At 65.2% G+C, this 13,940-nt stretch carries 14 protein-coding genes; 9 read left to right on the forward strand and 5 right to left on the reverse strand.

Annotated elements, in window-relative coordinates; translation table 11 throughout:
* Positions 1-110 precede the first annotated feature (110 nt).
* On the reverse strand, positions 111-680 hold the full coding sequence (locus IC761_RS10640) for a YciE/YciF ferroxidase family protein (protein ID WP_195803195.1): 570 nt from the start codon (positions 678-680) through the stop codon (positions 111-113).
* A 149-nt stretch (positions 681-829) separates the two neighbouring features.
* On the opposite strand from IC761_RS10640, the gene IC761_RS10645 reads away from it, so the two are divergent.
* The 4 genes from IC761_RS10645 to IC761_RS10660 all read left to right on the forward strand — a co-directional run bounded on the left by IC761_RS10645 (position 830) and on the right by IC761_RS10660 (position 5,509).
* Positions 830-1,456, forward strand: a complete 627-nt coding sequence (locus IC761_RS10645) for a MarC family protein (RefSeq protein WP_195803196.1) — start codon at positions 830-832, stop codon at positions 1,454-1,456.
* Positions 1,457-1,616: 160 nt separating this feature from the next.
* Complete coding sequence (locus tag IC761_RS10650; RefSeq protein ID WP_195803197.1) at positions 1,617-2,270, forward strand: class II aldolase/adducin family protein; 654 nt, start codon at positions 1,617-1,619, stop codon at positions 2,268-2,270.
* Positions 2,271-2,278: 8 nt separating this feature from the next.
* On the forward strand, positions 2,279-4,066 hold the full coding sequence (locus IC761_RS10655; protein ID WP_195803198.1) for a chloride channel protein: 1,788 nt from the start codon (positions 2,279-2,281) through the stop codon (positions 4,064-4,066).
* A 126-nt stretch (positions 4,067-4,192) separates the two neighbouring features.
* Positions 4,193-5,509 (forward strand): alpha/beta hydrolase, encoded by a 1,317-nt coding sequence (locus tag IC761_RS10660; RefSeq protein ID WP_195803199.1) that lies wholly within the window; start codon positions 4,193-4,195, stop codon positions 5,507-5,509.
* 14 nt (positions 5,510-5,523) lie between these two features.
* Here IC761_RS10660 and IC761_RS10665 read toward each other — a convergent pair whose 3' ends face one another.
* On the reverse strand, positions 5,524-5,730 hold the full coding sequence (locus tag IC761_RS10665) for a hypothetical protein (protein ID WP_438265108.1): 207 nt from the start codon (positions 5,728-5,730) through the stop codon (positions 5,524-5,526).
* Between the two features lie 137 nt (positions 5,731-5,867).
* On the opposite strand from IC761_RS10665, the gene IC761_RS10670 reads away from it, so the two are divergent.
* Positions 5,868-6,260, forward strand: a complete 393-nt coding sequence (locus IC761_RS10670) for a hypothetical protein (protein WP_195803200.1) — start codon at positions 5,868-5,870, stop codon at positions 6,258-6,260.
* A 947-nt stretch (positions 6,261-7,207) separates the two neighbouring features.
* On the opposite strand, the gene IC761_RS10675 is transcribed toward IC761_RS10670, so the two are convergent.
* Entirely contained in the window at positions 7,208-7,426 is a 219-nt protein-coding gene (locus IC761_RS10675; RefSeq protein ID WP_195803201.1) for a hypothetical protein, read from the reverse strand.
* A gap of 243 nt (positions 7,427-7,669) precedes the next feature.
* Here IC761_RS10675 and IC761_RS10680 point away from each other — a divergent pair, with 243 nt between their 5' ends.
* The 4 genes from IC761_RS10680 to uraD all read left to right on the forward strand — a co-directional run bounded on the left by IC761_RS10680 (position 7,670) and on the right by uraD (position 10,287).
* The gene (locus tag IC761_RS10680) at positions 7,670-7,948 is read left to right on the forward strand and encodes a hypothetical protein (RefSeq protein ID WP_195803202.1); all 279 of its coding nucleotides are present in this window, start codon (positions 7,670-7,672) and stop codon (positions 7,946-7,948) included.
* A gap of 93 nt (positions 7,949-8,041) precedes the next feature.
* On the forward strand, positions 8,042-8,455 hold the full coding sequence (locus tag IC761_RS10685; protein ID WP_195803203.1) for a DUF3830 family protein: 414 nt from the start codon (positions 8,042-8,044) through the stop codon (positions 8,453-8,455).
* A gap of 1 nt (position 8,456) precedes the next feature.
* On the forward strand, positions 8,457-9,392 hold the full coding sequence (gene puuE / locus IC761_RS10690) for an allantoinase PuuE (protein ID WP_195803204.1): 936 nt from the start codon (positions 8,457-8,459) through the stop codon (positions 9,390-9,392).
* A gap of 7 nt (positions 9,393-9,399) precedes the next feature.
* On the forward strand, positions 9,400-10,287 hold the full coding sequence (uraD, locus tag IC761_RS10695; protein WP_195803205.1) for a 2-oxo-4-hydroxy-4-carboxy-5-ureidoimidazoline decarboxylase: 888 nt from the start codon (positions 9,400-9,402) through the stop codon (positions 10,285-10,287).
* On the opposite strand, the gene IC761_RS10700 is transcribed toward uraD, so the two are convergent.
* Positions 10,284-13,010: a molybdopterin-dependent oxidoreductase gene (locus tag IC761_RS10700; protein ID WP_195803206.1), complete on the reverse strand. Its 2,727-nt coding sequence runs from the start codon at positions 13,008-13,010 to the stop codon at positions 10,284-10,286. The two genes, uraD and IC761_RS10700, sit on opposite strands and share 4 nt — an antisense overlap.
* The gene (locus IC761_RS10705; protein ID WP_195803207.1) at positions 13,007-13,834 is read right to left on the reverse strand and encodes an FAD binding domain-containing protein; all 828 of its coding nucleotides are present in this window, start codon (positions 13,832-13,834) and stop codon (positions 13,007-13,009) included. Before IC761_RS10705 ends, IC761_RS10700 begins: the two co-directional genes overlap by 4 nt.
* Positions 13,835-13,940: the final 106 nt, after the last annotated feature.

Genomic DNA, 13,940 nt, shown 5'->3' on the forward strand with positions numbered 1-13,940 from the left:
TCCGAGCATGCCTGTCCCCTCGATGGGGGAGGAGCCTTCGCACTCAGACGCATCGACGCCACGGAGATGTTCCGCGGCGCCGAAGGCAATAGTTGGGCGCGGGGCGCGGATCAGGCAGCCGCGCGGTACTCCTCTTCCGCTTCGAGGTTGATCACGGAGGTGGCAAGCTCGGTCAACGTGTGGTCGGTCGCCTCTTCCTCGTCGAGCGTCGCCTGCAGCAGCTGGGCTGCCTCCGGCATGCCGAGCTCCTCGGCCCAGGTACGCAGCGTGCCGTAGCGGGAGATCTCGTAGTGCTCCACGGCTTGCGCGGCTGCGAGCAGGCCGGCATCGAGGGCAGGGGCATTCTTGAAGTCCTTCATGATCTCGGCGCCCTCCTCAGTGATGCCGTTGATCGCTTCGCAAGGCTTGCCGCGCGCGGGCTTGCCCAGCATCTTGAAGATCTGGTCAAGCCGTTTGACCTGGCCCTGCGTCTCGCGCAGGTGTTTGTTGAAGGCCGCCGCGAGATCCTTCGAATGCGCGGCTTTGGCCATCTTGGGCAGGGTCTTGATGATCTTGTTCTCGGCGAAATAGATGTCCTTCAGCGTCTCCAGAAACAGATCGCTCAGCATCTTCGGTGCCTGACGCGCGCGGCGCGAAGCGGTCGTTTTCTTGTTTGCACGCTTCTTTGCTCTCTTAGCCATTGGTCCTCCTCTTGAGGTGACGCGGGAAGGCAGCCCTTCCTCAATCCTCGGGCGATCAAGCGTCCGCGAAAGCAAAAGTTCCTCGCGTCGGTTGCGTCGAGCCGCTATGGCTTGCGGCCTGAGCCGCGCCCGTCCCGAGACACCCTCCCATGCTCGACTTCGCCCTGTCCGCCTTCGTGACGCTGCTGCTGGTGGTCGATCCAGTCGGCCTCGCGCCGGCCTTCCTGGCTGCGACCGGCGGCATGCCCGACAAGGTCAAGCGGACGGTCGCGTTGCGCGCGCCATCGATCGCGGCCTCGATCCTGGTTGTGATCGCGCTGGTCGGAAACTGGCTGTTGCGCCAGCTCGGGATCGGCATCCCCGCGTTCCAGATCGCCGGCGGGCTTCTGCTGTTCGGCGTCTCCTACCAGATGATCTTCGGCGACCGGCCGCATCGCGAGGCCCGCGAGGCCGACAAGGCGACGGCCGAACATGCCTCCGATGTCGCCGTGTTTCCGCTCGCCATCCCCATGATGGCCGGCCCCGGCGCGATCGCGACCACACTCCTGCTGGCGGGCGATGCCGGCTACGGGCCGAAGCTCGCGATCATCATCGCGATCGTGCTCGCGGTGTGTCTCCTTTGCATGCTCTGCTTCGTCTCCGCGAGCCTGATCGCGCGGACGCTTGGGCGGACCGGAAATGCCGTGCTGTCGCGCGTGCTCGGCATGCTGCTCGCCGCCTATTCGGTGCAGTTCGTCATCAACGGGATCGCGGCCGTCCGGGCGAGCCTCTCCTGAGGCTGCGACAATCTGTTAATTAATTGATTTTACGATATATTTCGGGGCGGCCGGCACGACTTCCCGCGATCCGGGCCGCTTTCTCTTGCACTGCCATATGGGTTTGACGTACTTCCCCTTTAACAGGCGTCCACGGCCAAGAAATCGAGATGAATTCGGGATGTCGATGACAGCGGACGAGCTCGACAAGAGACAGGCCATCGTCGACGCCTGCCGCCGCATGAATGCGCTCGGCATCAACCAGGGCACCTCGGGCAATATCAGCGTTCGGCACCAGGACGGGCTTCTGGTGACCCCGACCAGCGTGCCCTATGAGGCCATGACGCCCGACCAGATCGTGTTCATGGCGATGGACGGCTCGCATGCGCCCACCCAGAAGCCGTCGAGCGAGTGGCGCTTCCACCGCGATATCCTGAAGGCGCGCGGCGACGTCAGCGCCGTTGTCCACGCCCATCCGACCTATTGCACCATCCTGGCGATCATGGGCATGGAGATCCCGCCGGTGCATTACATGATCGCGGCCGCCGGCGGCGACAGCATCCGCTGCGCGCCCTATGCCACCTTCGGGACAGCGGAATTGTCCGAATATGCAGTGCGGGCGCTGCAAGGCCGGCTGGCCTGCCTGCTCGACCATCATGGCATGATCGCGGTCGGCAAGACGCTCGACAAGGCGATGTGGCTTGCGGTCGAGGTCGAGACGCTGGCGCGGCAATATCACGGCTGTCTCCAGATCGGGACACCGCCGCTGCTGTCGAGCGCCGAGATCGAGCGGGTCTGCCAGCGCATGGCCGGCTACGGCATGGCGGAGGGGTAGGGCAGCCGGTGTTCGCGCGGATCAGGCATATCGTCGATCGTAAGGGGACCAACCGCACCATGGTTCGGCTGCGCGCACTGTTGCGCAGCAACGAGTTCTACCTGATCCCGTTGTCGCTGCTGATCGGGACGCTGGCCGGCGCGATCGTGACGCTGATGGCCGAGATCGCGCAGATCGCCCATGTCGTGATCTACGGCATTCCGGTCGACGTCCGCCTCTCCGCCAACGCGCGCATCACGCCCTGGGCGGCGCTGCTCGCGCCTGCGCTCGGCGGGCTGGCGCTCGGCATCATGGAATGGTGGCGGCGGCGCTGGAAGATTTCCAGCGCGGTCGACCCGATCGAAGCCAATGCGCTGCGCGGCGGCAATCTGTCGATGCGCGACAGCGTGGTGGTGTCGAGCCAGACCCTGATCTCCAACGGCTGCGGCGCCTCGGTCGGCCTCGAGGCGGGCTACACCCAGATCGGCTCGGGCATCGCCTCGCTGTTCGGAAAATTCTTCAATCTCCGCCGCAACGATCTGCGCCTGATCGTCGGCTGCGGCGCCGCGGCTGCGATCGCGGCGGCTTTCGGCGCGCCGATCACCGGCGCGTTCTACGCCTGCGAGCTGATCGTCGGCGTCTATTCGGTCGGCAGCGCCGCGCCGATCCTGGCCGCCTCGCTCGCCGGCGCGCTGACCGCGCAATGGCTCGGCGGCGCGCCGTATTCGATCGAGATCCCGAAGGTCTCGTCGGTCGGCATCGAGCAATATCTGGCGCTGATCGTGCTTGCGCTCGTCACCAGCGGCGTCGGCATCGCCGTGATGCGCTCGTCCTCGATGTTCGAGCGGCTGTTCAAGTGGTTGCCGGTCTGGTTGCGCCCGGTGATCGGCGGCCTCGTCGTCGGCAGCTTTGCGATCGTCACGCCGCAGGTGCTCGCGGCCGGTCACGGCGCCATGGTGCTCGATCTCTTCCACGACATGACGATCGGCCTGATCGCGCTGATCATCGCGTTGAAGGTGACGGCCTGCCTGATCTCGCTCGCCTCGGGCTTCCGCGGCGGTCTGTTCTTTGCCTCGCTGTTCGTCGGCAGCCTGATCGGAAAGTTCTTCTCCGCCGTACTGCTGCTGATCAGCCCGGAGTTCGTGATCGATCCGCTGGTGGCGATGCTGACCGGCATGGCCACGCTCGGCGTCGCCATCGTCGGCGGACCGCTGACGATGTCGTTCCTCGTGCTCGAAATGACCCGCAATGTCGACGTCACCGCCGTCGTGCTCGCCGGCTGCATCGTCACCTCGATCTGCGTCCGCTTCATGTTCGGCCATTCGTTCTCGACCTGGCGCCTGCATCTGCGCGGCGAGACCATCCGCAGCGCCAACGATGTCGGTTGGCTGCGCAACCTCACCGTCGAGCGCCTGATGCGCTCCGACGTCGGCAAGGTGCCGTCGACCACGACGATCGCCGCGACAAGGAGCGAATTTCCGCTGGGATCGCGGCCCGGCATCGTCATCGTCAACAATGCGGACGAATATGTCGGTCTCGTCCTGCTGCACGATCTGTTCTCCAGCGATCTCGACACCATCGCCGACGATATCCAGATCATCGAGCTCGCCCGCCTGACCGACATCGTGCTGATCCCGGAAATGAACGTGAAATCGGCGATGGCGGTGTTCGACGAGGCGGAAGCCGAAATGCTGGCGGTGGTCGATTCCACCGACAGCCGCAAGGTGGTCGGCTTCCTGACCGAGAGCACCGCCCGCCGCCGTTACGTCGAGGAGATCGACAAGGCCACCCGCGGCGTGCTGGGGGCGTTGTCGTAAGGAACGCCGTCCGGGCAAGTTGACGCTGGCACGCGCAGCGGACTTGCCAGATCGTTCACAACCTCTAGGCTAGGAACGGACGGTCGGGCTGCCGCCTCGGCCGCATTCAGCGACGAGGGCCGTGCGATGTCGGACACGCTTCGCCTGTTGCTTGCCTTGCTCGGCCTTGGGCCGCAATTGGAGAAGCTGCTCGGCGACAAATGGCCGGCCTATCGCGACGACTTGCTGGAGCTCGCCGGCCGCGCGGGCGAGGGCAATGACCCCGGCGAGCTTCGCCGTGCGCTCGACGCGCTGGTTCAGCGCCTGCTTGCTGAGGCGCCGGCCGCGGAGATCGTCCGGCGTGCGGTGCAAGCGACGCAGCCCGCGCCGGTCAAGGAGATCGTGATCCGCCGCGGCCGCCCGCCGCCGCCTGTGGTCTCGGAGATCGTCCGCCCGAGCGCGGATGAGGCGACCGGCATCGTCACGATCCCCGTCTTCTACGGCACCGATCGCGCCCGGGGCGGCGACACACCGGCGAGCTATTTTCGTGGTGAGCGCGGGACCCTGGCGTTCGGGATCGCGGAGGTCAGCGTGCCCACGCGCGGGCGCGACCTCGGCGAACTGACCGGCCCCAGCTGGTGGCGTTTCGAATTGACGGCCGATCCGGCCAGGCACGTCATCCTCAGAAGCGTCGGGCCGCTGGGCCGGGATGTCTTCGTCACGAGCCTGACGGACTCGCTTGCCGCGGCCGACGCACGCGACGTCCTCGTCTTCGTGCACGGCTACAACGTGACGTTCGAGGATGCGGCGCGGCGAGCCGGGCAGCTCTCGGTCGACCTGAAATTTGCAGGGAGAACGCTGCTCTATAGCTGGGCGTCGGCTGCGGATACCAAGAAATACACCGTGGACGAGAGCACGATCGAATGGTCGCGCGACCATTTCGAGGCGTTTCTCCAGCTTGCGCTCGCCGAGATCGGCGCCCGCGAGGTTCACGTCATCGCCCACAGCATGGGCAACCGCGCGGTGATCAACACGCTCGAACGCGTCTCGTCCTGGCAATTGCCCACGGGGGCCGCAAAGCTCGGTCAGGTCATCTTTGCCGCGCCGGACATCGACCGCGATCGCTTCGTCCAGCTCGCCGCGAAGTTCAAGGACTCCGCCGCGCGCTTCACGCTCTACGCCTCGTCACGCGACGTCGCGCTGCTGGCCTCGAAATTCATCCACGGCTATCCCAGGGCAGGCGAGGCCGGCGCCGCCTTGCTGGTGGTCGACGGCGTCGACACCATCGATGCGTCGCTGGTCGACACCAGCCTCGTCGGCTTGCACCATTCCTATTTCGGCGACAAGCGCTCGATCCTCAACGACATGTTCAATCTGATCGCGCAGCAACTCGCACCCGACCAGCGCTTCGACCTCCAGGCCTCCGGCAATGCGCCGCAAAAATATTGGAGCTATAGAGCCTAGAACGCGATATGGACTTATTTGAATCGATGCGAGCCGCGAACTCCGAACACCTCTCCGAGCTGAGGAGAAGTGAAGCGCAGGGCCGCCAGCGTGACGCGGACGACGACGCTGATGGTGTCGGCCGCACCCATGGCGATAAGCGCAACGATCGAGAGCCAGATGGTCCGCGACAGCGCGAACACGATGGTCGCAAGGCCGAACACGATCACCGCCTGAAACATCCGCAGGCCCGCGCGCCGCGGTTCGGTTTACAATCGTTCAAAGCGCGGCGGATTGCCGCGGTCGCGAAACCATTTCAGTGCTTTGCGCGTTATGTCGCGTTTCCATATCTTCCCTGGCGAGAACAGAGGACGTTCAGATGAGTGACAGGCCCGTGAATTCGAGAATTGGCCGCAGCACTGCGCTGGCAGCGTTCACCAGTCTCGCCGTGGCCATGGTGTCCATGTCGCCTCCGGCGGCCGCTTCCCCGATGCCGGCCAACACGACAGCCAAGGCACCGGCCGCGGTGGCCGGGCAGGGGTCATCCGACGTGACCGATTTCAGTGCCGTGCGACGTCGTCACTACTATCGGCGCGGGCCGAGCGCTGCGGGCCTTGCCTTCATGGGCGTCGCGGCCGGTCTGATCGGCGGTGCGATCGCCGAAAGCCGGCGCCAGGAGTACTACGACAATTACTACTATGGCGGCCCGCGTTATTATGGTCCCGGCTACGGCTACTATGGTGGTCCTCGCTACTACTACGATCCGTATTGACGGTGACTGTAGCCCGGATGGAGCGCAGCGTAATCCGGGGCCGCTGGTGCTTGCGGCAAAGCCCCGGATTGCGCTGCGCTCCATCCGGGTTACGGGACTGATTGTTACGGTGCCCGACGGGCAAAACACTTGCGAACGCCGTCAAGCCGCGCTCGCAAAAATATTCGACTTTACAGAAATTCGGAATTGGCGTATGTGTCGCGGTATCCCGGCTCATCCTTGAGGGGCGATCTCGTGTCGTCTTGATTGCGAGCCGGGCTTGCGGTGGACGCGGCAGCGTCGGCACGAGAAGTGCGGGCAGGGCGGGTAGTCCCTGTGAGCCCGAAACCGCGTGCCGACGAACGGCGCTGCAAGGCTCGTCTCGCCTGTAAGTTTCCGGCTCCGTCGACAGGGCCGGGAAAACTGCGGCGAAAACGGCGGGCCGTGCGTACGGCAAAACCGTGTGGTCCTGGCCGTCGTTGCTACGGTCAAGCCTTTCGCGGAGATGTGCGCGAGCCCAACCGGGCAGACGGCATCGTCAATTCGCGGGGTGAGGGAGGCCAGCAGGAAGTCGGCTCCCGGGAGAGCACGGCATAAGCCGTCCGACCATCGCGCAGGGAAGGCCGAGTGATTGGCACCACCTGTATGCTGCTGTGCGGTCTCTTTGCGCTACCTTTCGCGCAGCAGACCGTGGGTGCGAGGTCAGCACCCGGCCTTCCCTGCGCCCTCTTGGCTTGAGAGGGTGGAGAGACCAAGCAAAGCTCGGGCGACATGCGTCGCGAGGATGCGTAGGCGCGTCTACGGTTTGAAATGCGAATGGGAGAAAGGCGATGTCGCCTCATACTCCGTCATTGCGAGCGCAGCGAAGCAATCCAGAATCTTTTCCGCGCAGGCAGTCTCGATTGCTTCGCTGCGCTCGCAATGACGACGTTGATGCAGTTGCGCTCGATCGCGCTACGCTTCCGACATCACCGTCCCGCCGGCGCCGACAGCGCGCCGTTCACGTAGCGCGAGTAATCCGGCTCGGTCGGCTGCGACGGCCAGATCGCCGCATTGGAGTCGCGCACGGACTGGGTGACTTGGGCAGGTTGCGCCTTGCGGGCGTGGTGACGGTCGCTCGCCGCGGCGGTCTGGATGGTGGCTGCGGCAATCAGGGTGGCGCCGAGAATGGCAAGAGTCTTTTGCATGGTTGTTTCTCCCGTGACGACGTCCCGGTTGTGAAAAATGTCATCGTCGTCACGGCTGACATGGCGATGCGTCTCACCGAATGTCAGCGGGACCGGCTTCACGATCGGCCGGACCGCTTTCACGAAGGGGCGAGCAAATTTTTTGGTCTCGGCTAAATATTCGGCAATCGCCCCTGGGGCCCAATGGACTTGACCGGCGCAATCCGGTTGAATGGGGGCCAATTGAGGTTTTGGACGACAATGATGTCGAAATATCTGCTGATCCTTCTGCTGATCGCCCCGCCGGCCGCGGCGCAGGTCAAGCTCACTCCAAAAACCTCGGCGGCGCATCCGGACCCCTGTGCCCCTATCGGACGCACCGCGGATGGCAAGCTGGTCTATTCCATGAAATGCGAGAACCTGCCGGCGCCGCCTGCGCCCCCGCCGCAGGCGGAACTGAAGGAAGCACCTGCACCGGCCGCCGAGCCCGAGCCGGAAGTGCGGCGGAGCGGCCTTTTCGGCTGGTCCTACGACCGCCGGTAGAGGGGGCCTGCGCCCCTTGCGCGAAGCCCGCTGGAATGCTCTTTGCTTGCAAGTTCCACGTGGGGCCTTTGGCTCCCGATCCAGAGAGATGAGATGAGCAAACTCGTTATCCGTGCCGGTGATTACTCTTTCGATGCCCGCTTCGAGGAGCAACTGGCGCCCAAGACCGTCGCCGCGTTCCGCAAGGCCATGCCGTTCGAAAGCCACATCATCCACGTGCGCTGGAGCGGTGAGGCGGTGTGGATGCCGCTTGGCGACCTCGACTTCGGCGTCGGCTACGAGAACCACACGAGCTATCCCGCGCCCGGCCAGATCATCCTCTATCCGGGCGGCATCAGCGAGACCGAGATCCTGATGGCCTATGGCGGCGTGAGCTTTGCGAGCAAGATGGGCCAGCTCGCCGGCAATCACTTCATCACCGTCACCTCGGGCCTCGAGAATCTCGCGACGCTGGGCAAGAGCGTGCTGTGGAAAGGCGCGCTGCCGATCCGCTTCGAGGAAGTCTGATTTGGAAGAGCAACGCTACCCGCGCGATCTCCGCGGCTACGGCCGCAACCCGCCGCATCCGCAATGGCCGGGTCACGCGCGGGTCGCGGTGCAGTTCGTCGTCAATTTCGAGGAAGGCGGCGAGAACAACATTCTGCATGGCGACCGCGCTTCGGAAGCGTTTTTGTCCGACGTGCTCGGCGCGCAGCCCTGGCCAGGGCAGCGCCATGCGAATATCGAGTCGATGTTCGAATATGGCTCGCGCGCCGGCTTCTGGCGGCTGTGGCGGATGTTCACCGAGCGGAAGTGGCCGACCACCGTGTTCGGCGTCGCCACCGCGCTCAAGCGCAATCCGGAAATTGTTGCTGCCATGAAGGAGGCGGGCTGGGACATCGCCAGCCACAGCCTGAAATGGATCGAGCACAAGGACATGACCGAGGCGCAGGAGCGCGCCGAGATCGCAGAGGCGATCCGCGTCCATACTGAAGCTACCGGCGCGCGACCGCTCGGCTGGTACACGGGCCGGTCCTCGATCAACACCAACCGGCTGTTGATGGAGGAGGGCGGCTTCCTCTATCTCTGCGACTCCTATGCCGACGATCTGCCCTATTGGGTCAAGGGCGCGAATGGCAAGCAGCTCATCATTCCCTATACGCTCGACAACAACGACATGCGCTTCATCAATCCGCAGGGCTTTGCCGAGGGCGAGCAGTTCTACACCTATCTGAAGGACGCTTTTGACGTGCTCTATGCCGAGGGCGAGACCGCGCCGAAGATGATGTCGGTGGGGCTGCATTGCCGTCTCGCCGGCCGGCCCGGCCGCGCTGCGGGCCTGATCCGTTTCCTCGACTATATCGGCAAGCACGAGCGCGTCTGGGTGCCGACCCGTCTCCAGATCGCGCAGCATTGGCACGACAAGCTTGCGCATCTCGCCGGCAATGCATTCGAGACCGGGTGAGGGGACGATGTCGCAAATTTCGCTCGTCGATCTCAATGCCGCAAGCCAAGCCGACTTCGTCGCCGCGCTCGCCAACGTCGTCGAATATTCACCGTGGATCGCCGAGCAGATCGCCGTGCGGCGACCGTTCGCCGGGATCAATCAACTGCATGCCGCGCTGATGGCGGCAATTCAGAGTGCCGAACCGGATGCGCAGCTGGCGTTGATCCGGGCGCATCCCGACCTCGCCAACAAGACCCAGCGCGCCGCGGGCCTGACCGCAGAATCGACCGACGAGCAGAACGGCGCTGGCCTCGACCGGCTGTCGGATGCCGAATACGCGGCGTTCGAGCGCGTCAACAACGCCTACCGCGAGAAATTCGGCTTCCCCTATATTGTCTGCGTGCGGCGCCACACCAAGGATTCAGTGCTGCGCGACTTCGAGACGCGCTTGCTCAATATCGGCAAGACCGAGACGCGCCGCGCGATCGAGGAGATCGGACGCATCTCGGCGCTGCGGCTCGATCAGCTCGTCATCGCTGACGACAAGCTCAAGGTGCATGGCCGACTCTCAACGCATGTGCTCGACAATCACGCCGGCAAACCCGCCCCTAGCATCCCGGTTGAGCTCGTCGAGCTCTCCGCGCTCGGCGAAAACCGCGTCATCGCGCGCACCGTCACCAACGCGGATGGCCGTACCGACCAGCCGCTGATTGGCGGCCGCCCGTTGCCGATCGGTCGCTACGAGCTCAAGTTCAGCGTCGCCAAATACTACGTCGAGCGCAACGTGCCGCTGTCGGATCCGCCGTTCCTCGACGAGATCCCGTTGCGCTTCGCGATCAGCGACCCGGAGAGCCACTATCACGTGCCTCTCCTGGTCACGCCCTGGAGCTACGCGACCTATCGCGGCAGCTAGGACCCGAATTTTTCGAGCAGCGCCGGAAACAGCCGGTCCGGCTTGAACGGCGGCGCCGTGAAGCGGATGCCGGTGGCATCGGCGATTGCGTTGCCGAGTGCGGCGGTGACCGGATTGTACGGGCTCTCGCTCATCGACTTCGCCCCTAACGGTCCGATCGTGTCGGAGGTCTCGGCGAACAGGACCTCCGTGCGCGGCACGTCGGCGAAGGACGGCAAATGATAGTCGCGGAATTTCGGATTGGTGACGCGGCCGCTCTCGTCGATCACCATCTCCTCGTAGAGCGCAGCACCAAGCGCCTGCGCGACGCCGCCCTCGACCTGGCCACGGCATTGCATGGGGTTGGCGACGACGCCGGCGTCCGCGGCCTGCACGCTCCTGAGAATCTTGACCTCGCCAGTGCCCTTGTTCACACCGACACGAAACCCCTGCACGTTGAAGCCGACCGAGCGCGGCGTGCCAGCGGAATCGCCGTGCGCTGCGAGAGGACGACCGCCTTCGCGCGCGAGCTTGGCGAGCTCCACAAAGGACATTCGGCGCACCCCGCTGACGACGAAGTCGTCCTCGAGGGTGCAGGTCCCCGCATCGCAGAGCCAGGCGCCGGCGGCCGCCGCCTTCAGGTCGGTCGCAAGCTGCATCGCGGCAGCATGCGTGGCCTTGCCGGCCACGAAAGTGCCGGTGCTGCCATAGGCGCCGGTGTCGTGACCACCATGGGCGGTGTCGGACTGGCGCAGGTTGATCCTGTCGACAGTGGTCGCGAGAATCGTCGCCGCGATCTGGCGGTGCACTGTGCTGGTGCCGTTGCCGAACTCGGCGGTGCCGACGGTGAGATCGAAGCCGCCATCATCGCGCAATGCGATCATGGCATCGGCGAGGTGGCCGGCCGGTGGCACGGTGTCGATCATGGTCAGCGCGATGCCCTCGCCGATCAGCCATTCCGGCGAAAGCTCCGGCTGCGGTTGATCGGCCTGCATCGCGCGCTCGACGAGGTCGAGGCACTGGTCGAGGCCATAGGAGCCGTAGAGCACGTCGTGATATTCCGACGGCGGCGGCGACAGCATGGGATCGCCGGGCCTGACGATGTTCAGCCTGCGCATGTCGTAGGGGCTGATGCCGAGCTGTCTGGCCAGCTCGTCGATTGCGGCCTCCACCGCGATCAGCGTCTGCGGCAGGCCATAGCCGCGAAAAGCACCCGCCGGCACCGTATTGGTGTAGACGACGAGGCCGTCGACCCGCTTGTTCGGGCAGTTGTAGACGGCGATGGACTCGGACACCGCATGGAACATCACGGAGCCGCCGTGATTGCCGTAAGCGCCGGTGTTGGAGAGCACGTCGAGCTGGAGCGCGGTGAGCTTGCCGTCGGCGTCGGCGCCGGCCTTGATGCGGACCCGCATCGGATGCCGCGTCGAGGTCGCGATGAACTGCTCCTCGCGGGTGAGCTCGAGCTTGACTGGCCGTCCCGTCTTCAGCGCGGCGAGCGCGAGGATGTCCTCGACGAACATCTCCTGCTTGCCGCCAAAGCCGCCGCCGACCCGCTCGCAGAACACGCGGACCTTGTCCATGGGAAGCTGAAAAATGTCCGACAGCGCACGCCGGGTCAGGAACGGCACCTGCGTCGAGGTGCGGACGTTGAGCACGCCAGCCGCGTCGAGCCAGGCGAGGCCGCCATGGGTCTCCAGTGCCGCGTGCTGGACGCGATGACTGCGGTAGGTGGCCTCGTAGGTGACGGCCGATGTGGCGAGTGCCGCCGCGACATCGCCGAACTCGCCATGTGTTTCGGCCACGAGGTTGCGCCGGGCGTCGGCGACACGGTTCGCGGCGGTCCGGTCGGGATGAACGAGCGGCGCACCGGGCGCCATCGCCTGTTCGGGATCGATCACCGCGGGCAGGATCTCGTAGTCGACCTTGAGCCGTCGGCAAGCCTCCTCGGCGGCACCTTCGCTCTCGGCGACGACGGCGGCGACCTTCTGGCCAATGAAGCGGACGACGTCGTCGAGGATGCGGGTGTCCTCCGGATCCATCCAGTCCTTCTCGTGCCGCGCGGTCGAGAACAGCGCCGATGGCGCATCTTCATGCGTCAGCACCGCGTGCACGCCGGGAACGGCGAGCGCGGCAGACTTGTCGATCGCGACGATCTTGGCGTGAGCGTGCGGCGAACGGAGCAGCTTGATGTGGAGCAGCCCGTCGATCGCAGTATCGAACGTGTAACGCGCCTTGCCGCGCACGACATCGGGGCCGGCGGGCGCGGGCAGGCTGCGGCCGAAGGCGGCGCCGGCCTCGACGCTCGCCTCGACATTGCTCTTGCCGTGGATCGCGTCCTCGATCGAGCGATAGCCGGTGCAGCGGCAGATGTTGCCCTTGAGTGCCACGCCGAGATCGCGCTGCTGCGCCTGGTTGAGCGAGGCGCAGGTCAGGATCATGCCGGCGGTGCAGAAGCCGCACTGGAATCCCTGCGCGTCGAGGAACGCCTGCTGCATCGGATGCGCGCCGGCGTCGCCGCCGAGCCCCTCGATCGTGGTGACGGCACGACCTTCGGCGCGGAAGGCGGGGATCAGGCAGCTATGCACGGGCTCGCCGTCGAGCAGCACGGTGCAGGCGCCGCAATCGCCGGCGTCGCAGCCCTTTTTCACGCCGAAATGGCCGAGCTCGCGCAGGAACGTGCGCAGGCACTGGCCTGCGCGCGGCTCTTGCGAAAAAATCGCGCCATTGATCTCAAAACTCATGGCCGCGTTGCATCCAATAATTCGCCGCGAATCTCTTCGGCGAGCCGCAGCGTCATGTGCTTGCGCCAGAGCGGCTTGCCGTGGATGTCGGTGTGGTACGTCTCGTCGGTGATCTGCTGCACGATCGTATCGTGGAGCGTATTCGCATCGGGCGGTTTGGGAAACGACAGTCGAACCGGGCGCACCGTCGAGGCGGTCACCGTCAGTGTCATCGTGCCGTCGGCATCGAGACTTCCGATCAGCAGCGCAGCCGAGCGGCCGACCGGCGCGAGCGAGATCTGGCGAAACGCGGAGCGGCGCTTCAGTGCGGCAAGCGGGAGATCGATCTGCCGCAGCAGGTCGCCCGGCGTCAGGCTGTTGCGCTGGTTGCCGGTGACGAAATCAACGACGGGAAGCTTCTGCTCGCCGCCGCCGGCTTTCCAGATGGTGCAGACGCCGTCGAGCGCCGAGGTGAGCGAGATCATCGGTCCCGCCGGCAGCGACATGCAGAGATTGCCGCCGACGGTCGCCGTCTTCCAGATCTTGAAGGACGCGAGGAAGGCGCGGCAACATTGGCTGATCAAGGGCGCGGCGAGCCAGTCGGCCGGGGAGGCGAGCGCGTCGAGTTGCGAGATGGTGCAGGTCGCAGCGATACTGAGGTGGCTCTCCGTCATCGTCAGCGCAGGCCATTTCAGATCGGTGAGATCGATGAGCCGCGCGAGGTGGATTTGCGGCTCGGAGAACAACCAGGTGCCGCCTGCGAGCCAAGCATCACCTGACGTCCAAACGGGCAGCTGGGAGCGCGTTTGCGGATGGGCGACCGCTGTGATGGTATTCAAGTCCATGGCTGCGCCGACGCTGGCATCGAGTGAATTAGCATGTGGAAAGTCTTGCAAGACCAGCGCCAAGTGGCAACAACAAGTCGCAGCAATCACGCTCTCGGACTGGCCT

This window comes from Bradyrhizobium commune (assembly GCF_015624505.1).
Lineage (GTDB): Bacteria > Pseudomonadota > Alphaproteobacteria > Rhizobiales > Xanthobacteraceae > Bradyrhizobium > Bradyrhizobium commune.

Coding starts and splice junctions, on each gene's coding strand:
- IC761_RS10640 (WP_195803195.1), bottom strand. CDS start 680: ATGGCTAAGAGAGCAAAGAAGCGTGCAAACAAGAAAACGACCGCTTCG.
- IC761_RS10645 (WP_195803196.1), top strand. CDS start 830: ATGCTCGACTTCGCCCTGTCCGCCTTCGTGACGCTGCTGCTGGTGGTC.
- IC761_RS10650 (WP_195803197.1), top strand. CDS start 1,617: ATGTCGATGACAGCGGACGAGCTCGACAAGAGACAGGCCATCGTCGAC.
- IC761_RS10660 (WP_195803199.1), top strand. CDS start 4,193: ATGTCGGACACGCTTCGCCTGTTGCTTGCCTTGCTCGGCCTTGGGCCG.
- IC761_RS10665 (WP_438265108.1), bottom strand. CDS start 5,730: ATGTTTCAGGCGGTGATCGTGTTCGGCCTTGCGACCATCGTGTTCGCG.
- IC761_RS10670 (WP_195803200.1), top strand. CDS start 5,868: ATGAGTGACAGGCCCGTGAATTCGAGAATTGGCCGCAGCACTGCGCTG.
- IC761_RS10675 (WP_195803201.1), bottom strand. CDS start 7,426: ATGCAAAAGACTCTTGCCATTCTCGGCGCCACCCTGATTGCCGCAGCC.
- IC761_RS10680 (WP_195803202.1), top strand. CDS start 7,670: ATGTCGAAATATCTGCTGATCCTTCTGCTGATCGCCCCGCCGGCCGCG.
- IC761_RS10685 (WP_195803203.1), top strand. CDS start 8,042: ATGAGCAAACTCGTTATCCGTGCCGGTGATTACTCTTTCGATGCCCGC.
- uraD (WP_195803205.1), top strand. CDS start 9,400: ATGTCGCAAATTTCGCTCGTCGATCTCAATGCCGCAAGCCAAGCCGAC.
- IC761_RS10700 (WP_195803206.1), bottom strand. CDS start 13,010: ATGAGTTTTGAGATCAATGGCGCGATTTTTTCGCAAGAGCCGCGCGCA.
- IC761_RS10705 (WP_195803207.1), bottom strand. CDS start 13,834: ATGGACTTGAATACCATCACAGCGGTCGCCCATCCGCAAACGCGCTCC.